Origin of the sequence: Streptomyces sp. NBC_00433 (genome assembly GCA_036015235.1) — a bacterium.
GTDB lineage: Bacteria > Actinomycetota > Actinomycetes > Streptomycetales > Streptomycetaceae > Actinacidiphila.
Map to the genome: position 1 here is coordinate 1,232,449 of CP107926.1, position 17,784 is coordinate 1,250,232.

12 protein-coding genes and 3 pseudogenes are annotated in these 17,784 nt (G+C 70.4%); 3 read left to right on the forward strand and 12 right to left on the reverse strand.

Translation table 11 applies throughout. The features are described 5' to 3' along the window. Positions 1–59: 59 nt before the first annotated feature. From OG900_04785 to OG900_04795, 3 genes are all read right to left on the reverse strand, one after another. On the reverse strand, positions 60–1,322 hold the full coding sequence (locus OG900_04785) for a hypothetical protein (protein ID WUH89534.1): 1,263 nt from the start codon (positions 1,320–1,322) through the stop codon (positions 60–62). Beyond that, positions 1,315–2,856, reverse strand: a complete 1,542-nt coding sequence (locus OG900_04790; protein WUH89535.1) for an alkaline phosphatase D family protein — start codon at positions 2,854–2,856, stop codon at positions 1,315–1,317. Before OG900_04790 ends, OG900_04785 begins: the two co-directional genes overlap by 8 nt. 265 nt (positions 2,857–3,121) lie before the next feature. Then, the gene (locus tag OG900_04795; protein ID WUH89536.1) at positions 3,122–3,919 is read right to left on the reverse strand and encodes an NADPH-dependent oxidoreductase; all 798 of its coding nucleotides are present in this window, start codon (positions 3,917–3,919) and stop codon (positions 3,122–3,124) included. Positions 3,920–4,359: 440 nt separating this feature from the next. On the opposite strand from OG900_04795, the gene OG900_04800 reads away from it, so the two are divergent. Further along, complete coding sequence (locus OG900_04800) at positions 4,360–4,566, forward strand: winged helix-turn-helix transcriptional regulator (GenBank protein ID WUH95614.1); 207 nt, start codon at positions 4,360–4,362, stop codon at positions 4,564–4,566. A 50-nt stretch (positions 4,567–4,616) separates the two neighbouring features. Here the strand turns inward: OG900_04800 and OG900_04805 are convergent, their stop codons facing one another. The 6 genes and pseudogenes from OG900_04805 to OG900_04830 form a co-directional block, all read right to left on the reverse strand. Further along, the gene (locus OG900_04805) at positions 4,617–4,862 is read right to left on the reverse strand and encodes a Smr/MutS family protein (GenBank protein ID WUH89537.1); all 246 of its coding nucleotides are present in this window, start codon (positions 4,860–4,862) and stop codon (positions 4,617–4,619) included. A gap of 110 nt (positions 4,863–4,972) precedes the next feature. Next, positions 4,973–5,119 (reverse strand): annotated as a pseudogene (locus OG900_04810) (GNAT family N-acetyltransferase). Positions 5,120–5,244: 125 nt separating this feature from the next. Beyond that, positions 5,245–6,069 (reverse strand): carbohydrate ABC transporter permease, encoded by an 825-nt coding sequence (locus OG900_04815; GenBank protein WUH89538.1) that lies wholly within the window; start codon positions 6,067–6,069, stop codon positions 5,245–5,247. After that, positions 6,066–7,052 (reverse strand): sugar ABC transporter permease, encoded by a 987-nt coding sequence (locus tag OG900_04820; protein WUH89539.1) that lies wholly within the window; start codon positions 7,050–7,052, stop codon positions 6,066–6,068. The genes OG900_04815 and OG900_04820 overlap by 4 nt, the downstream gene beginning before the upstream one ends. Before the next feature lie 221 nt (positions 7,053–7,273). Further along, positions 7,274–8,518, reverse strand: a complete 1,245-nt coding sequence (locus OG900_04825) for an extracellular solute-binding protein (GenBank protein ID WUH89540.1) — start codon at positions 8,516–8,518, stop codon at positions 7,274–7,276. Between the two features lie 61 nt (positions 8,519–8,579). Beyond that, the gene (locus OG900_04830) at positions 8,580–10,544 is read right to left on the reverse strand and encodes a glycoside hydrolase family 127 protein (GenBank protein WUH89541.1); all 1,965 of its coding nucleotides are present in this window, start codon (positions 10,542–10,544) and stop codon (positions 8,580–8,582) included. A gap of 268 nt (positions 10,545–10,812) precedes the next feature. Here OG900_04830 and OG900_04835 point away from each other — a divergent pair, with 268 nt between their 5' ends. Next, complete coding sequence (locus OG900_04835; GenBank protein WUH89542.1) at positions 10,813–11,832, forward strand: LacI family transcriptional regulator; 1,020 nt, start codon at positions 10,813–10,815, stop codon at positions 11,830–11,832. Between the two features lie 79 nt (positions 11,833–11,911). On the opposite strand, the gene OG900_04840 is transcribed toward OG900_04835, so the two are convergent. Further along, positions 11,912–13,654, reverse strand: a complete 1,743-nt coding sequence (locus OG900_04840) for an RICIN domain-containing protein (protein ID WUH89543.1) — start codon at positions 13,652–13,654, stop codon at positions 11,912–11,914. Positions 13,655–14,109: 455 nt separating this feature from the next. On the opposite strand from OG900_04840, the gene OG900_04845 reads away from it, so the two are divergent. Next, the gene (locus OG900_04845) at positions 14,110–14,709 is read left to right on the forward strand and encodes a hypothetical protein (GenBank protein WUH89544.1); all 600 of its coding nucleotides are present in this window, start codon (positions 14,110–14,112) and stop codon (positions 14,707–14,709) included. Between the two features lie 137 nt (positions 14,710–14,846). Here the strand turns inward: OG900_04845 and OG900_04850 are convergent. After that, positions 14,847–15,755, reverse strand: a pseudogene (locus OG900_04850) (non-reducing end alpha-L-arabinofuranosidase family hydrolase). Positions 15,756–15,848: 93 nt separating this feature from the next. Then, a pseudogene (locus OG900_04855) lies at positions 15,849–16,238 on the reverse strand (cellulose-binding domain-containing protein). Positions 16,239–17,784: the final 1,546 nt, after the last annotated feature.

Below are 17,784 nucleotides of genomic sequence, written 5' to 3' on the forward strand. Positions count from 1 at the left end.
GCCACGGGCGTGGGCGCCCACCGGCCTGGCCGGTGGGCGCCCACGGATCGGAAGGGACGTCACCAGTCCGAGTTGGTCGCGCCCAGGCTCATCAGGACCTGGTCGAAGGTGTTGCCGTCGTTGTCGTCGGTGTACGACATCGCGAGTGTGCCGAACGGGGAGGAGGCCACCGCGACCTGCTCCTGCCGGCCGGTCGTGACCTGGCTGACGGACTGGGCCGGCAGGCGGCCGGTGAAGGTGCCGTCGGGGTTGATGCCCCGGGCCCGGACCGCGGGGTCGGTGCCGGCGACGTTCCAGCTGACCACGGCGTCGCGCTGGTCGTCGATGCCGACGGTGGGAGTGCCGGCTCCGGCTCCGCTGGAGATTTCGACCTCGGCCGAGCCGGCGGTGCCGGTCGGGGTGAACGATCGGGCCCAGACGCCACGGGTGCCGGTGTGGTCGGACTCCCATGCCACGGCGAAGTCGCCGTTGAAGTCGGCGGCCACGGACGGGTGCTGCTGCTGCCCGCCGGCGACGCTGTTGGCGCTGCGGCGGGTGAGTGTGACGGCGCCGTTCGCCTTGGCCAGCTTCACCAGACCGATCTGGTAGGTGCCGTTGTTGTCGGTGTCCTCGTCCCAGACGACGACGGCGTCACCCGCGGCGGAGGTCGCGACGTCGGGATCGTGGTGCGCGCCGCCGGCCGCGTTGACCGTCACCTCGTAGGCCTTCGTCGTGGTCCCGGTGAACCCGGCTGCCTTCACCGTCGCCGCCGCGGTGCCCTGGATGTCCTCCCACACCACGGAGAACGCGACCGCGGTGGTGCTGTTGGGCGCCCCGTCCGGATCGACCGCGACGCGCGGATGGATCTGCTGGCCGTCGGCGCTCGCGTTGGCCTGGCCGGAGCCGAGGACCGCACCGGCCGGGGAGAGGACGCGGTAGGTGATGTTGTAGAACCCGTTGCCGTCCGGGTCCTCCGCCCACACGACGACGGCGTTGCCCCGGTCGTCGAGTGCCACGTCGGGCTGGAGGTGCCGCCAGGCCGTGCCCGCGGTCCCGCCTGCCGAGAGCTTCTTCTCGTACGCCGAGACGCCGTTGCGGTACATCCGCACCCACACGTCGCTGTGCGCGTCGTCGCCCGGGTCGGTCGAGTCGCGGTCGTCCTCCCAGACCACCGCGACGTCACCGAGGCGGTTGGCCGCGATCGACGCGGAGTCCTGGTCACCGGCGGAGTCGCTGTTCACGGTCACCCAGGACGAGGGACCCGCCGCCGAAGCGGGGGCGACCAGGGCGAGGACGGCGGCGAGGCCGGCGACGGCCGTGCCGAGTGCTGAGAGCTTACGCATCGGCCAACCCCGGCTTTCCGTCGTGGATGACAAAGGTCCGGGCGGTGGTCGCCGCCGCGCCGTGCTCGGTCACCGTCGCCACCGACCGGAAGTCGGCTGTGAGTTGCGACGGGGTGATGTGCGTGCGGACGTAGCCGCGCTGATTGGAGTAGAAGCGCAGATGCGGGTTGAGCGATCCGTCGGGGATCGCCGTGCTGGTGCTCCCGTTGCCGCCGCTGGTGATGGAGGTGCAGACAAGCTCGGAGCCGATCGTCGCCGACGACGGATTGGCGTAGTCGGCCTTGAGGTTGTTGCCCCAGGAAGCGTGCACGTCGCCGGTGAGGACGACCGGGTTGCGTACGGCCCGGTCGATGATGCCCTGCTGGATCCGCGCCCGGCTGGCCCGGTATCCGTCCCAGGCATCCATGTTCATCGCGCCGGACGCGTTCACGTTGCGGGCGAAGAAGACCTGCTGGCCGATGAGGTCCCAGGTGCTCAGGTGCTGGCCGAGTCCGTCGAGCAGCCATGCCTCCTGGGCCGCGCCGGTGATCGAACGGCCGGCCAGATCGGCGTCGGCGCAGACCTTCATCCCGTCGCCGCAGGCCTGGTCGTCGCGGAACTGGCGGGTGTCGAGCATGTGGAATGTGGCGAGGGTGCCCCAGCGGACCCGGCGGTAGAGCGGGATGCTGTTGCCGGAGGGCGTCGCGGCGGCCCGCAGCGGCATGTTCTCGAAGTAGGCCTGGTACGCGGCGGTGCGTCGTGCGGTCCACTGGGCCGCCGTCAACGAGGGGCTGCTGTCGGCGCGGACCATGTTGGCGTAGTTGTTCTCCACCTCGTGGTCGTCCGGCACCACCAGCCACGGGGCGATCGCGTGCGCGGCCTGCAGGTCAGGGTCGGAGCGGTAGAGGGCGTAGCGGCGGCGGTAGTCGGCGAGCGACACGATCTCGCTGCCGAGGTGCTGGCGCAGGGCGCCTGAGGTGGCGCCGCCCTCGTAGATGTAGTCGCCCAGGTGCAGGATCAGGTCGGGGCGGTCGTCGGCCATGCGGCGGTAGGCGGTGTAGTAGCCCTGCTCGTAGTGGGCGCAGGAGGCGAAGGCCATCGTGAAGTCACGCCCGACCGCGGTCGGTGACGGCGCGGTGCGGGTCCGGCCCACCGGGGATATCGATCCCTGGGCCCGGAAGCGGTAGTAGTAGTCCGAGTCCGGGGCGAGTCCACCGGCCAGCGCGTGCACCGAGTGGGCCTGTGCGTAGCGGGCGGTGACCGTACCGGAGCTGACGAGGGTGGTGAAGTTCTGGTTGGCCGACACCTGCCAGTCGACGGCGACGTCGGCGTTGGGCATGCCGCCCTGGCCGTCCGCGTTGGTCGGTGCGGGAGCCAGACGTGTCCAGAGCACCACGCTGCTGTCGTCCGGTTCCCCGGAGGCGACGCCGAGCGTGAAGGGGAAGGGGGCGGAGGCGGCGGCCGACGGCTGGGCCGTCGCACCGAGTTGGAGTCCGACGGTGCCTGCTGTGGTGAGCCCGCTGAGGATGAAGATGCGGCGGCTGAGGTTGCTCATGGGCGCTGATGCTCGCGGACCCGGGTGAACTTCCACCCTTGCGACGGGGATGGTCAAGTGACGTGTCAGCGGCGCGAGTTGACGAGTTTCGGTACGGCCACCGGCCTCCTCCGGGTGACGTCGAGGAGGCCGGTGGAGGAGCGGGTGAAGCCGGCGTGGCCGGGAGTGGTACGGCGCGGGGCGCCCTGAGGTTCGCCGGAGTCGTCCGACGGTCCCGGCGGGGGTCCGCGTCGTCAGCGGCGGGCTTCCTCCCGCCGCGCGGGGGTCAGCGGGACGGCAGGCCGAGGCGCACCAGCTGCTCCCGCAGCAGGTGGCGGCCGGAGAGGGAGTGCGGGCCGGCGAGGCGGCTGAGGACCCGGTTGCTCCAGGTTCCCGGGAGGCCGTGCCGGGTGTTGTAGTCCCGCAGCCGGTCGTCGTAGGACGCGATGTGCGCGTCGGCGGTCGCCGCGTCGTACTGCTCGTGGTGCAGCACCGCGCCCTGCGGCAACCGGGGTTTGACCCCGGCGTTCTCGGTGGGATCGGGTGTGCCGACGGCGAGGCCGAACGTCGCCACCGTGTGCGGAGGCAGGCCGAGTTCGGCGGCGACGTCCTCCGGCCGGTTGCGTATCGCGCCGACGAAGACGGTGCCCAGGCCCAGGGACTCGGCGGCCACGACCGCGTTCTGCGCCGCGAGCGCGGTGTCGATGAACCCGAGGATCGTGGTCTCCAGGTAGTCGGTGCCGTCGAGTACGGCCGCCGAGCGCTCGGCCAGCCGCCGGGCCCGGCCCAGGTCGGCCACCCAGACCAGGAACAGCGGTGCCTGGCGGACGAATTGCTGGTTGTTCGCCAGGACGGCGAGTCGCGCCTTGCGCTCCGGGTCGCGTACGGCGATCACGCTCCAGGACTGGAGGTTGGACGACGTCGGCGCCGACTGGGCTGCCGCGACCAGCGCGGTCAGTTCGTCCTGGTGGACGGGCCGTTCGGTGAACCTGCGCACCGAGCGGTGAGCGAGTTGAAGTGCCACGACGTCACTGATGGCGCCGAGCGTCGCTTCGGGGTCGCCGTAGCGGGCGGTGACTGTCATCTGCGGGGGTTCCTTCGTGATCGCGCGAAGTGGCGGACGGGCGTGCTCGTCGGAAGTGAGGGTGCGCGTCTGGCGGCCGGGAGATCCCGGCGCCGCGGGGACGGGCGCGATGCGCCACCGGATTCCCAACGGGCCGCAGGGGCGGCGACAGAGCCGGACATGCCCTCAGATCAGCGCGAACACGATGCGGAGCAGGCACGCATCAGATCCACATGGCGGCGGGTCACGAGAAGGACCGGGTTCACGCCCGTCATCATGGCACACCGGCCCGGCGTGGCCGAACCCCGGCCGGGTGGCCGTGGCCCCGGCGGCGTCCCTGGCGAGAGGGGAGTTCAGCTGGTCATGTCGCCGGGAGAGCTCGTCCAGCTGCGCGCAGAGTTCGGCCGTCCACTCGAGTGCCAGGGACTCGTGGACCCCTTGCCACCGCGGCTCCTTGCTGACTGGAGGACGCCGGAGTCATCGAGCGCCGCCGGTACAGCGACCGTCCGCCTCGGGACGAGCACGTGCTGACCGACGCGGGCCGCGGTTTGCTGGCCGTCCTCGGCGCGCTGCGGGAGTGGGGGACGCGCCGCATCACCCCCGTCGGCACGCCGGCCGCCCGACCCGAAGAACCTCCTGGCGCCGGCACCCGGCCGGGCGCCGCCTGACCGGGCCGGACGGCTGATCGGCACCCGCAGCCGCTGGGCCGGGCCCGTCGTCAGCGCAGGTGGACCAGGATCCGCCCGGGGTTGTCCGGGTCGACCTCGACCCGGGCGTAGAGCTTTTTCAGGTGCGTCTGCGCCAGCGTGGTGAGCACCCGCTGCCTGAGCGCACCCGTGCCCTTTCCCGGGATGACCTGCAGCACGTCGACCCCGGTGGCGGCGGCCCGGAAGAGCGCCTGACGCAGCGCGACGTCGAGGTCGCGGTTGTTGCGGAAGATCGGGTGCAGATCGAGTGTGAGCAAGGTGACCGCCTCCCACGGGTAGCCGTACGGTCGCAGCGTACGGCAGGCTCCGCGGGCGGCGGCAGCGTCACGGAAGCCGCAGGGTGACGTACCGGATCGTGTCGCCGTCCGTAGGCCACGTCGAGCGTGCTGCGCACGCTGCGGTCGCGAACGTCCGCCGACGACAGCACATGCGTCGGGATGATCGTGTTGTGCACGTGCCGCCAGTCCCGCAGCCGTGCGTCGCCGTCCGCGCGGACGATCCGAAGGTCAGCCATCCCCCCAGGCAACCGCCCGCGAACCGCGCCCGTCAATGCGATGAGGCCTCCGGCGCGGCGCGCGTGGTGTCCGCGTGCCGAGCGCCGGACGGCGTCGGCCGGGTCGGGCTCCTGGAGCCGGGGCGTCAGTCCTTGACCGCTCCCGCGGTGACGCCGGCGGCGACGTAGCGCTGGGCGAGGACCAGCAGGGCGGCCGCGGGGATGGAGGCGACGACGGCGGTGGCCATGATGGAGTTCCACTCCTGGTTGTTGTTGCCGATGTACTTGTAGATGCCCAGCGTGATGGGGCGCATGTCGCCCCCGCTGTCGAGGGTGTTGGCGAAGACGAAGTCCGACCAGGCCCACAGGAAGCTGAACAGCGACACGGTCACCACGGCGTTGCGCGAGACCGGGAGGACGACGGAGACGAAGGTGCGCCAGGTGTTCGCACCGTCGACCTTGGCCGCGGACAGGAGTTCGTCGGGGATGCCGGACATGAACGCGGTGAAGATCATCACGCCGAAGGGCACGGCGATGGTGGAGTCGGCCACGATCAGCCCCCACCAGGTGTTCATGATGCCGAGGTTGAGGAAGATGCCGTAGAAGCCCATCGCCATCACGATGCCGGGGATCATCTGGGCGATCAGCAGCACCAGTCCGACCAGGCCGCCGCCGCGCGGGCGGAGCTTGGCCAGCGCGTAGCCGGCGGGCGCGGACAGCACCAGCGTCAGGGCGACGGTGCCGAGACCGACCAGCAGGCTCACCCACAGGTAGGGCAACTGGTCGTCGAGGACGGCACGGTAGCCGGTGAAGGTGGGGTGCAGCGGGAACAGGTCCGGCGGGCTCTTGCGCATGTCCTGCTGCGGGGTGAGCGAGACGTTGACCATCCAGTAGACCGGGAAGAGCATGGCCGCGGTCAGGACGACGCCGATGACCGTGTTGCGGCGGGAGCGGAACACGCGGGATGTCATGCCGGCTGGCTCCTTTGGAGGCGGATGTAGAAGAGCCCGAAGACCAGGGCGATGACGATGAGGATGTTGCCGACCGCGGCTCCGGGACCGAACTGCGGCAGCAGCGAGCCGAAGCCGAAGCGGTAGGACCAGGTGGCGAGGGTGGTCGACGCGTCGCCTGGGCCGCCCTTGGTCATGATCCAGATCAGGTCGAAGACCTTGAGGGTGTAGATCAGGCCGAGCAGTACGGTGATCGCCGAGACCGGCCGCAGCAGCGGGAAGGTGATGCGCCGGAACTGCTGCCAGCCGCTCGCGCCGTCCAGCGACGCGGCCTCGTACAGCTCGGCGGGGATGTTCTGCAGGCCGCTGTAGAGGATGACCAGGTTGAACGGGATGCCGATCCAGATGTTCGCGATGATCACCGAGGTCAGTGCCCAGTGCGGGGAGGTCAGCCAGTCCACCTCCCCGATGCCGGCCAGGTGCAGGACGTAGTTGACCACGCCGGACTCGCTGTTGAGCATCCACGACCATGTCGAGGCCGACACGATCAGCGGCAGCAGCCACGGGATCAGGAACAGCGCGCGCAGTGTCGGGGCGAGACGGAAGCCGCGGTGGAAGAACACCGCGAGTGCGAGCCCGAGGACGTACTGGAAGAGGATCGACACCAGCGTGAAGACCATCGTGTTGCGCAGGGCCGTGCCGAACGTCGGATCGTCGAACACCTGCCGGAAGTTGTCCCAGCCGGAGAAGGGCGCACCGCCCTGCACGAACGACCGCACCGTGTAGTGCCGCAGCGACAGGTCGAGGTTGCGGTACAGCGGATAGGCGTAGAACGCGCCCAGGTACACGATGACCGGCGCCAGGAACCCCCAGGCAGCCAGCTGGGCGGTCCGGCGGCTGTGACGGCGGGGGCTCGTGCGACGCGGCGCGGAGCGTGTCTGCTCGCGACTCGTCCCGGGTGCGGCCGGCGGCCCCGGGAGGCCGTCGACGTGGGCGGTGGACATATGTGCTCCTCAGTCAGTGTGCTGCCGGGACGGATGGCGATACCGCCCGGGCGACTGCCGCCGCCGTCCCGGCACCCCGTGAGGCGGGGGTGCCGGGACGGCGCCAGGGGTCCGCCGTGCCGCCGGGACGGGCGGCGGCACGGCGGGGTCTCGTCCACCGGACACCGGGCCGCGGCGACCTGGCATCCGGTGGCGCGGGGCCGGCGCGGAGGCCGGCGCGTTCAGTCCTTGTGGCTGTCGGCCGCGGACTGCGCGGCCTTCAGCGCCGCCTCAGGGCTCTTGCTCCCGGACAGCGCCGACTGCACCGCCGTCCACAGCTGCTGGGAGATCACGGGGTAGCGCACGCCCAGGCCGTCGCTGGTCCGCCCGCGTGCGGCCGCCACCGCCTCCGTCCAGGGCTTGAGTTCCGGGTCGGCGGTGACCTGCTGGCTCTGCACCACGCCGGTGGGGGCGATGTAGGACAAGGTGGTGTCGGTCGCCAGCAGGTTCGGGCTGTCGGTCAGGCAGGCGATGATCTTCGCCGACACCTTGTACCGCGCCGTGTCCTTCTGCACGGGCACGGTGACGAACTCGCCCCCGGTCGGGGCCGGAGCGGCGCCCCCGGCGCGGCCGGGGATGCTGATCACGCCGTAGGGGAAGCCGGCCTTCTTGGCGTTGGCCAGCTGCCAGGTGCCGTTCTCGCCGAACGCGTACTGGCCGGTGGCGAACTCCTGCCAGCTGGTCGTCTGGGTGTTGCTCAGCACGTCGTTGGGCGCGAGGCCCTGGGAGACCCAGCCCTTCCACAGCGTCAGGGCCGCCTGCCCGTCGGCGTTGTCCAGGTGGGTCAGATCGCCCTTGGCGCCCCAGAACCACGGCAGGAACTGGAAGCTGCCCTCCTCGGTGCCGATCGCGGAGAAGGTGATGCCCTTCTTGCCCGCGGCCTTGACCTTCTTCAGGGCCGCTGTCAGCGAGTCCCAGTCCTTGATCGAGGCCGGGTCGACGTGGGCGGCGTCCAGGACGTTCTTGTTGTAGTACAGCGCGAGGGTGTTGGCGCCGATGGGGATGCCGTAGGACGAGCCGTCCAGCGTGCCGGCGCCGATGATGTTGGCCTGGATCGACCCGGTCGAGACCCCGACGTCGCCCATCTTGTTGAGGATCTCGGCCTGCACGAGGGTGGACACCACGGGGTTGTCCACGAGCATCACGTCGGGGGCGTTGCCCTGCTGGGCCGCCAGCAGGGCCTTGTTGCCCAGGTCGGTGGTGTCGTACGCGGTGCGCTTGACGGTGACGCCGGCCTTGGTGCCGCAGGCGGCGACCAGCTTCTCCCACGCCGAGGAGGCGTCGAACTGCGGGTAGGGGTCCCAGAAGGTGTAGGTCCCCGAGGCCGCGGACGAGGACGAGCCGCCGCCGGAGCCACCGCAGGCGGTGACTCCGACCAGAGCGGTACAGGCCGCTACGGCAGCGATGGCGAAGCGTGTGTGTCTCATGGTGGTCCTTGGGCTTGTACGTGATGGGTTGATGGGAATGAGCGCGGGCGGGATGCGGCGGCTAGCGGGTGGGTATCCACACCCGCATGGGCCCGTCCTGGCGGTTTGCCCAGGCGTAGTAGGGGACGGCAGTCAGGGTCACCGCTCCGTCCTCGGGCTCGGGGTGGCCGGCGGGGGTGCGGCCGGGGCCGGTGAAGTCGTGGTACGGCCACCAGCCGTGGTCGGGCAGGTCGCGGCGGTGGCCGGTGGCCGTCACCGTGACGACGCCGCCGAGCAGTTCGGGGTGTGGTTCCTCCGCGAGCGGCCGGTCGGTGTCGAGAACGACGGCGTCCAGTCCGCCGGGGTTGTCGACGCCCTCCAGGCAGTAGACGAGCGGCCCGCGTTCGACTGCGACGCAGCCGCGGACGGCGTCGACGCGCGGGTCGGCGGCCACCAGGCGTGCGGTGACGGCCAGTTCGAGCGTGATCTCGTCCCCGGGCGTCCAGCGGCCCTCCAGGCGCAGCCAGCCGGCGTCGAGGGAGCCGGGCTGGGCCTCCCGTCCCGCCACCGCGACGCGGTGGCCGGTGCACCACTGCGGGATGCGCAGGGAGAGGGTCCACGGCCGGTCCGTGGGGCAGTCCTCCACCGTGAACCGCACGGTCCCGGACCACGGGAAGTCTGTGTGAACGCTAACAACAACCGCGTCACCACCCATGTCGCCGGCGTAGCGGCCGGTGGCGTACTGGTGGATCTGCAGACCGCCCGCGTCGGTCGAGGCGATGTAGTGCTCAAGGCTGGCGAGCAGCCGCATGACGTTCGGCGGACAGCACGCGCAGCGGAACCACCGGGTCCTGCGGGCCGACTGGTCCCCGCCGGTGTCGGTGTGGCCGTCGCGGACCTGGAGCGGATTGACGTACAGCCAGCTCTCGCCGTCCAGCGAGACCCCGGCGAGGAAGCCGTTGAAGAGGGTGCGCTCGATCAGGTCGCTGTAGCGGGCCTCCCCGGTGAGCAGCGCCATCCGCCAGCTGAAGTGCACGGACGCGACCGCGGCGCAGGTCTCGCAGTAGGCGCGCTCGTTGGGAAGCTCGTACGGGTCGCCGAAGTCCTCCTCGTCGTGATGGGCACCGAGCCCTCCGGTGATGTGGGTCTTGGTGGCCACCATGGCGGCCCACAGCCGCTCGCACGCCGCCAGCAGTCCGGCGTCGCCGGTCTCCGCGGCCAGGTCCGCGGCACCGGCCAGCAGGTACAACTGGCGCACCGCGTGGCCCTCGACGTTCTCCTGGACCCGCAGCGGCGTCCGGTCCTGGCAGTACGCCTCACCGCCGAGCAGGCCGTGGCCGTGGCGCTCCACGAAGTAGCCCGCGAGATCCAGGTAGCGCCGCTCGCCGGTCTCCCGGTACAGCTCGACCAGCGCCGTCTCGACCTCCGGGTGTCCGTCGAAGCCGTCGATCTGCTTGTCAGGGCCGAAGACGGAGTCCACGTGGTCGGCGAACCGGACCGCCACGTCGAGCAGTTCCTTGCCGCCGGTCGCCCGGTGATGGGCGACCGCCGCCTGGATGAGGTGGCCGGCGCAGTACAGCTCGTGCCCCCAGCGCAGGTCCTCGTAGCGGCGGCCGTCCTTGGCCACCTGGAACCAGGTGTTCAGATAGCCGTCGGGCTGCTGGGCGTCCGCCACCAGGGCGATGACGCGATCCACGTCGGCGGCCAGCCCCGCGCCGGCGCCTTCGCCGCCCTCGACGGCCGCGGCGGACGCACCGAGCTGCCAGGCCGCTGCCTCCAGCCACTTGTAGACGTCGGAGTCCATGAAGGGCAGGTCGCCCCGGAAGGCTCCTTCGGCCGTGCGGGCGGCCAGCCGCAGATTCTCCAGGTTCCCGGCCGACTCCAGCAGCCGGGGCCCCTGGGGAATGCCGACCCGGGCGTTGACCTCACGCCGACCGTGCCAGAAACCGCCCCTGATGTCGGCGGCCGCGACGGGACGCAGGGCTCCCCCGGGCCCCGGCCGCACGGGCCCGACAGGGGCAGGCGATGTCGGTTTGCTCTGGGACATGGATCTCCCCTGGAATGTACGGTCGGCGAGAGGTGCCGTGCCCGACGGGTGACACCGCCGGTCACGTCGGCGCGGCGCACACCGGCCGTCGACGGATCGGGGCCGCGCTGACGATGAGCAACGGTTTTCTTGCACGAAACCTAGGGACGCCCGGGCAGGCCGTCAAGACCTCTTGCACACTCACCATCCGATCTTTCCGGCGCACTTGGGGTACAGGCCGACTGCTGGCAGGATGAGTGCAGGCCTTCAGATGAGAAAAGGATTGTCCGTGACAGAGACTGATCGGCGCCCACGCTCGGGGCGGGTGACGCTGACGGATGTCGCCGTCGTGGCGGGCGTGAGCGTGGGAACGGCGTCCAAGGCGCTGAACGGCAACGGCAGGATGCGTCCCGAGACGCGCGAGCGGGTGCTCGAGGCGGCTCGGCGCCTGGACTTCCAGCCCAACGAGCAGGCCCGAGCGCTGCTGGCGGGACGTACCTGGACGGTGGGACTGATCACCACCGACGGGATCGGCCGTTTCAGCACACCGGTGCTGCTCGGCGCGGAGGACGCGCTCGGCGCGGGCAAGATCTCCGTCCTGCTGTGCGACACCCGCGGCGACGCGATCCGCGAACGCCACTACGTGCAGACCCTGCTGGCCCGCCGGGTGGACGGCATCATCGTCACCGGACGGCGCACGGACCCGAGGCCGCCGCTGCGGGGCCTGCAGGACGTCCCGACCGTCTACGCGCTGGCCCCGTCGGAGGATCCCGCGGACATGTCGGTGGCCAGCGACGACGAAGGCGGGGCCCGGCTGGCGGTGGAGCACCTGATCGGCTCGGGGCGACAGCGCATCGCGCACGTGTCCGGCCCCGCCCACCACGCGGCGGCCCGCCAGCGGGCGGCCCTCACCCAGGACCTGCTCGGCCACGCCGGCCTCGAACTCTCCGGCAGACAGGTGTATTTCGGCGACTGGAGCGAGGCCTGGGGACGGCGGGCCGCGCGCAGCGTGCTGCGTGCCGCGCCGGACACCGACGCCTTCTTCTGCGGGAACGACCAGATCGCCCGGGGCGTCACCGACACGCTCCGCGAGGAAGGGCGGCACGTCCCCGACGACACGGCCGTCATCGGCTACGACAACTGGGACACGATGGCGCTCGCCTCCCGCCCCCCGCTGACGACGATCGACATGAACCTGGGCGAGATCGGCCGCATCGCCGCCCTGCGGCTCCTGGACGCCATGGACGGCACGACGGCCGGCGGTGTCCGGACCGTTCCCTGCCGGCTGGTCATCCGCGAATCGGCCTGACGCCCGGCCGGCCGCCACCCTGGACTTCGGGGGCGACCGGCCGGGATGGTCCGCCGGCTCGGGAGCCGGCGACCGGGTGTCAGCGTGCGGTGAGCTTCCACAGGTGGTCGGCGGTTCCGTTGTCGTCCCACTGCAGGACCTGGGCGCCGCTGCTGGTGCTCATGTTCTGCACGCCCAGCAGCAGATGGCTGTTGCTGTTGACGATCTTGTAGTAGCCGGTGCCGTCGGGCACGACGCTCCACAGGTGGTCCGCGGTTCCGTTGTCGCCCCAGATCAGCGCGGTGCCGCCGTCCGAGGTGCCGGCGTTGGTGATGCCGAGCAGCAGACCGCTCGCCTGGTTGCGGATCTTGTACAGGCCGGAGCCGGCCGACACCAGGGTCCAGGTCTGGCTGGACGAGGAGTTGAGGGTGGCCTGGTCGACCAGGGTGCCCTGGGCGGTGCCCCCGTTCTGGGTGTCGAGCGCGAGTCCGCTGTTCTTGTTGGTGATGCGGTAGTTGCCGTCCAGGGTGGTGGAACCGCCGCCGGTCCCCGGGGTGATGACGAGGTGGTAGGCGTCGGTGGTGTTGGTGGTCACCGGGACGGTGATGGAGCCGTTGCTCACGGTGTAGTTGCTCTCGGACAGGGTGATCGGTCCGGACACCGCGGTGGTGCGGCCGCGCGAGGGTGTGTACTCGACCTTGACGTGTGCGCTCGACCCGAAGGCCGAGAGGGAGTTCAGGCCGTTCACGGTGACGGCGGAGTCGCCGGAGCTGCCGCCGAAGACGACATCGACCTCGTTGCCCGCGCTGTTGCGGGAGGCCGCTCCGTCGATGCCGGTCTGCGCGGGCGCGGTGGTGGTGAGCATCGAGCCGCTCATGTCGGCGTACCACTTGTAGAGCCAGTAGGCGCCGTTGGGGCTGCCGCCCTGGCCGGTCAGGAGGTCGCCGAGCGCTCCGGACTGGTTCCAGAAGGCCAGTTCGGCGTCGTGGACGCCGAGCCGTTCGAACTTGGCGATGTAGCCCACCAGTGCTCCGGGGATGCCGACTTCGGCGGGGGCGGCGTACTCCTCGATGGCGATCGGCCGCGGGCTGATGCCGTACTTGTTCTCCAGCGCGACGACGGTGGCGACGTCGCCGGCGATCTTGGAGGACCGGATCAGCTCGTGCCAGGCGATGATGTCGGGCACGGTGTTGGTCGCGACCGCGTTGCGGAGGAAGTTGTCCATGTCGCTGATGTTGTCCGAGAAGCTCGGGCCCTGGATCGGCGTCGTGGCGTCCTTGGCCCGGATCTCACGGTAGGTCCGGGTCCAGAAGTCCTCGAAGGTACCGTTGGCGGTCTTCCAGGTGTTGTCGGACTCGTTCCACGGCGCGTAGGCGGCCAGGTTGGTGATCCCCGCCGCCTTGGTCCTCGCGATCTGGTCGTCGACCACGCTCAGCCAGTTGCTCCAGCTGAACTGGTACGGCCATCCGGCGTAGTAGTCGGACAGCCTGTTGACGACCTTCGCGCCCGCCCTGGCGGCCTTCGGCGCGACGACCAGGATGTCGCCCGAGCCCTGCTGGTGCCCGCCGGCGGGCATCTGCACGAACGTGTTCGGCTTGATCGCCTGCACCAGGTTGTCCGCCGGTGCGCTGGCGTTGGCGAGCCCGTACAGCGAGCCGGTCGCGACATGGGTGACCGGCCGCAGGACCTGATTGGCGCTGACCACCAGGGTCGTGGACGGAGTCGGGGCGGCCTGGGCCGAGGTGCCGAGGAACGCGGTCGAGACCACGCCCAGTGTTGCGGCTCCCAGGCCGATGGTGCGGCCCAGCGGCCGCACTGGCTGGAGATGCGCGAATCCACGCATGGCGAAATGCCCTCCTGAGAAGTTGAGGTGATGCCGCGCAGCCGGTAGCGCCGTCGACATCCGGGCCCGCCCGTCCTGCGGGACCCGGCACGATCGGCCCAGGTCATGTGGTGGTCTGCGCAACCGAGCAAACGGTTTTCCGGCGCATACCGTAGGACCGGCCGAACCCCCGGGTCAAGGGAGCGCACAGAGCCACTTCCCCCTTGGTGTGGGGCAATTGGCTCGGCGGGGAGCGGACGGCCCTTGCTGGGAAGACGCTTTCCTCAGCCATGCGTGAGCCGACCCGTCCCGGCCCTGGGAAAGCGGCCGGCGGCCCTACGGCGGGCGGGTCTTCCCCGGCGGCCGGCCACGCAGCACAGGACCGGTGATGCGTAGCACGTATCGCCTGGTAGGGGAGGTATGCGGGTACGATCCGTGTCCAGTCCCGCGATCCCCCAGCATGAAGGACGCAGCCCATGTCTGAAGACCAACTGCCTCCGGCAGGTGTCAAAGCGCACTACGCCGCCCAAGTGGCGGCGGATCTCAAGCGCAACGAGGAGGAGCAGGAGAAAGTCGCCGCTGACGCCGCGGCACTCGATGCGAAATTGCAGGTGCTCCGGCACGACCGGGATCTGCTGCTGAGTGTGCAGCGGGCCCTGGGCGACGAGGAGGCCGGAATCCCGGTCAAGACCGAGGTCGCACAGGTTCCCGAGCAGCGGTCGGCCGCCTCCCGGCCCACTTCGTCACCGCGCAGGAAGGCCGCCGCCACCCGGCCCGACACGAGCCCCTCCTCGGCGACGCGCACGAGGGCGCCGTCGAAGCGTTCGAAACCGACGCTGGTTGCCCTGGTCGGCGAGTACCTGGGCCAGAGTTCGGAGCCCCGCTCGGCGGCGGAGATCACCGCGGCGCTCAGCCAGAGCCACCTCGAACGGGAGATCAAGGCCACCGTGGTGCGCAACACGGTGGAGGCACTGGTCGCCAAGGGGAAGGCCGACCGCACCAGGCAGGGCTCCGCGGTCTTCTACACCGCTCCCACCGGCGAGCCGACCGAGAGTGCCGAGCCTGTCAGCACCTGACCGCTGCACGGGATCCGCCGAGGAGAGGGACCCCGGCCGGCTCAGAGCCGGGGTCCCTCGGCGCGGTGGGTACCGGTCAGCAGGCCGGACCGCCCTGCGGCGGTGGCCGCCTGACCGCGATCACCGTGATCGGGTGGTCAGTGCTGCAGGGTGAGGAGGCCCGGACGCCAGGGCAGTTGGCCGTAGTCGCCGCTCGAACCCTTGGCCATGCCCTGGTAGAGGAACTGGAGGTTGCAGGGGTCGACCGTCATGGTCTGGTCGGGGTTGTTGCGGACCAGGTCGCCGTGGCTGATGTCGTTGGTCCAGGTGGCGCCGCTGTTGGCCTTGCCGGCGAAGGGGTTGCTCTCGCTGGTGGCCTGCGGGGTCCACGAGCCGCTGAGGCTGGAGGCGGTGTAGGAGCGGAAGTAGCGCCCGTTCGCCCCTATCGCTTCGACGATCATGAGGTACTGGTTCTGGTTCTGGACCTTGTAGACCTGTACGGCCTCGAAGAGGTTGTTGGTGGAGTCGCTCATGACGGTGGTGTAGTTGGAGCCGAAGCTGCCGGGGAAGTTCCCGATGGGCATGCTGGCGCGGTAGATCTTGCCGTTGTCGCCGGCGAAGAAGAGGTACATGTTCTGGCCGTCGCCGATGAGGGTCTGGTCGATGGGGCCGGTGCCGGAGCCGGAGATGCTGCCGGTGAACAGCGGCTGTGACGAGGACCAGCCGTTGGGGTTGGTCGGGTCGGTCGACGTCTTGTAGAAGAAGGGCCACGCGCCCCACTGGGACGCCAGCACCCAGATGTTCTTCGGCGCGAAGTAGAACAGGGTGGGTGCCACGGTGCCCTGGCTCATCCCGGTCTGGCCGGCCGATGCCATGTCCGACCAGTTCGTGAACGGCTTGAACGCCATCGACCCGTAGGACGATGCGTTGTGGTTCGAGGCGTAGACCAGGTGCTTGCCGTTGTAGACCACGTTGGTGAAGTCCTTCAGCGAGACCCACCCGTTCGCCGGCTGGGCCAGCGCACCCGTCGACGACCACCGGTACGACGACGGAAGAGAGCACGTACCACCCGACGTCGGCGGGGTGGTGGGCGTCGTGGGCGGGGTGCTCGTCGGCGTGGTCGGCGACGTGGTGGTGACGGCGCCGGTGCAGACGGTGCCGTTGAGCACGAAGCTGGTGGGGATGGGATTGCTGGAGGTGTAGGCGCCGTTGAAGCCGAAGTTCGTGGACGAGCCGGTGGCCAGGCTGCCGTTCCAGGCGGTGTTCGCCACCGTGACCTGGGTGCCGCTCTGGGTGTAGGTGCCGCTCCACAACTGCGTGATGGTCTGTCCGCCGGCGAAGGCCCATGAAAGCTGCCAGCTGGTGACCGGCGCACCCAGGTTGGTGACGCTCACGCTCGCGCCGAAGCCGCCGGGCCACTCGTTCGTGATGCTGTAGTCCACCTGGCAACCGCTGGCCGCCTGCGCCGATGTCGCTACGAACGAGACCCCTGCGGCAGCCAGCACCGTGGAGAACAGAGCGATCGACAACGACTTGTAGCGCCTGGACATGTATGTCCGTTTCACAGAACACACTCCTTGGGTGATGAGCCATCGAGAGGACTGATCGCACCGACGTGCGCGCGGGCGCCGCAGCGGTCCACCCGCGCGCCGATCCGCCCGGCTCTGCGGACCCGAGGGAGCGGGATCCGGGAGCGGGCGCGCGACGGAGGCCGGCCGGGTACGGGGATCACGTGCGGGACGGCGACGGAACCGCATGGCGGAGAGCACCCACGACGAGGGCAGGCGCACGCGATCGCGATCATGGAACCTCCGGCAGCGTGAAGCAGCGATTACCTGTCAGGTACGCGCGAACCGCTAGGAGGGGCGATCTGCGAAAAGAGAAAACCAGGGCCGAACCCGCGCTTCCCGCGGGCAGGCGGCCTTCCCGCACTCGGCGTCCGATCCGGCAATCGGTCAGTCCCGGCGGGGGTGTGGAGAGCAAGACAAGCAGACCGCCCCGCCAGGCGTCAATGACACCGCGGTGCCCGCCTGCCGGAACCGCTGGGACTCGGCATGCCGGCTGTGACAAAGGTTGACACCACGCAACCCGGGGCGCACAGTGCAGACGTTGGAGCTGCCCGTTTCCCACGGACCGGCATCCGTGGTTCTCTGTTAGCGCTAACAATCCACCCTCGCGTCGCCTTGCCCACCCCCCACTGCAAGGAGAATTCCGCGTGTACACCCTGAAGCCGCGCCCGCCCAGAGGTCCCGACGGTCGATCGAGACCGGTCCGCGTCCGCCACTGAGCCCCTGCGGGCGTCGACAGCCGACATGCCGCAGGCGGCCCCGCTCCCCCGGACGGCACATCCCTGGCACACGCGCGGAAGCCACCCTCCTTACGCGCGCCGCCGGCGACCGTGACGTCCTGGCGGAGCGGCCTGGCGTACCGGGAAGCGCCCCACCCCAGAGGCACCCCCACCCCACGCTCCCCACCCGAGGCCGGCGACAGGCCGGGCACCAGCCGGCGGTCTCCTGCCGGGCCGCTCCCGCGCCGACGGTGGCCTTGCGGGCCTTGGCGCACCCGGCGATCGGGATGCGCGGCGTCACGATGTCGTGCTCGACGCCGACCTCGATCGCCTCGCCATCGCCTCGCCATCTCCGCGACACCCGCGGCGACGAGGCCCCCACGCGTGAACGCGGACCGCCCCCCTCATGTCCGGCCCGGGTAACCTCCGCTTCGAACATCGAAAAATCTATCGTGACTGAAGTAGACATTGGACGCCCGCGTGGTTATGGTTTCTCTTGTAGCCAGAAGGACGCAGGGCCCGGCAGAGACGAACTGCCGGGAAGCGGTATCAGCAGTTGCAGTTCGCAGGACGGTGCGGTGGTGGAGTTCCGAAGCCAGAGCGGTCGCAGGACGGCGACGGGGCTGACGACCGGACCGGGTGGCCCGCGGGATCAGGGGCCGCCGCAGCAGTTCGGCATTTGTCACCAAGAGGGAAGAACGGAGGGGCTCCGCACCATCAGGATCGCCCGGGTGGAAACACCGAGCCCGGGTACCGCAGGACATCGATAGTGAGGTGGTCTCCGGTCAAGCAACCGCGATCCCCGCAAT

Bases quoted from the DNA above. Each gene is read 5' to 3' on its own strand.
- OG900_04785 (WUH89534.1), bottom strand. From the start codon at position 1,322: ATGCGTAAGCTCTCAGCACTCGGCACGGCCGTCGCCGGCCTCGCCGCC.
- OG900_04790 (WUH89535.1), bottom strand. From the start codon at position 2,856: ATGAGCAACCTCAGCCGCCGCATCTTCATCCTCAGCGGGCTCACCACA.
- OG900_04795 (WUH89536.1), bottom strand. From the start codon at position 3,919: ATGACAGTCACCGCCCGCTACGGCGACCCCGAAGCGACGCTCGGCGCC.
- OG900_04815 (WUH89538.1), bottom strand. From the start codon at position 6,069: ATGACATCCCGCGTGTTCCGCTCCCGCCGCAACACGGTCATCGGCGTC.
- OG900_04820 (WUH89539.1), bottom strand. From the start codon at position 7,052: ATGTCCACCGCCCACGTCGACGGCCTCCCGGGGCCGCCGGCCGCACCC.
- OG900_04825 (WUH89540.1), bottom strand. From the start codon at position 8,518: ATGAGACACACACGCTTCGCCATCGCTGCCGTAGCGGCCTGTACCGCT.
- OG900_04830 (WUH89541.1), bottom strand. From the start codon at position 10,544: ATGTCCCAGAGCAAACCGACATCGCCTGCCCCTGTCGGGCCCGTGCGG.
- OG900_04840 (WUH89543.1), bottom strand. From the start codon at position 13,654: ATGCGTGGATTCGCGCATCTCCAGCCAGTGCGGCCGCTGGGCCGCACC.
- OG900_04845 (WUH89544.1), top strand. From the start codon at position 14,110: ATGTCTGAAGACCAACTGCCTCCGGCAGGTGTCAAAGCGCACTACGCC.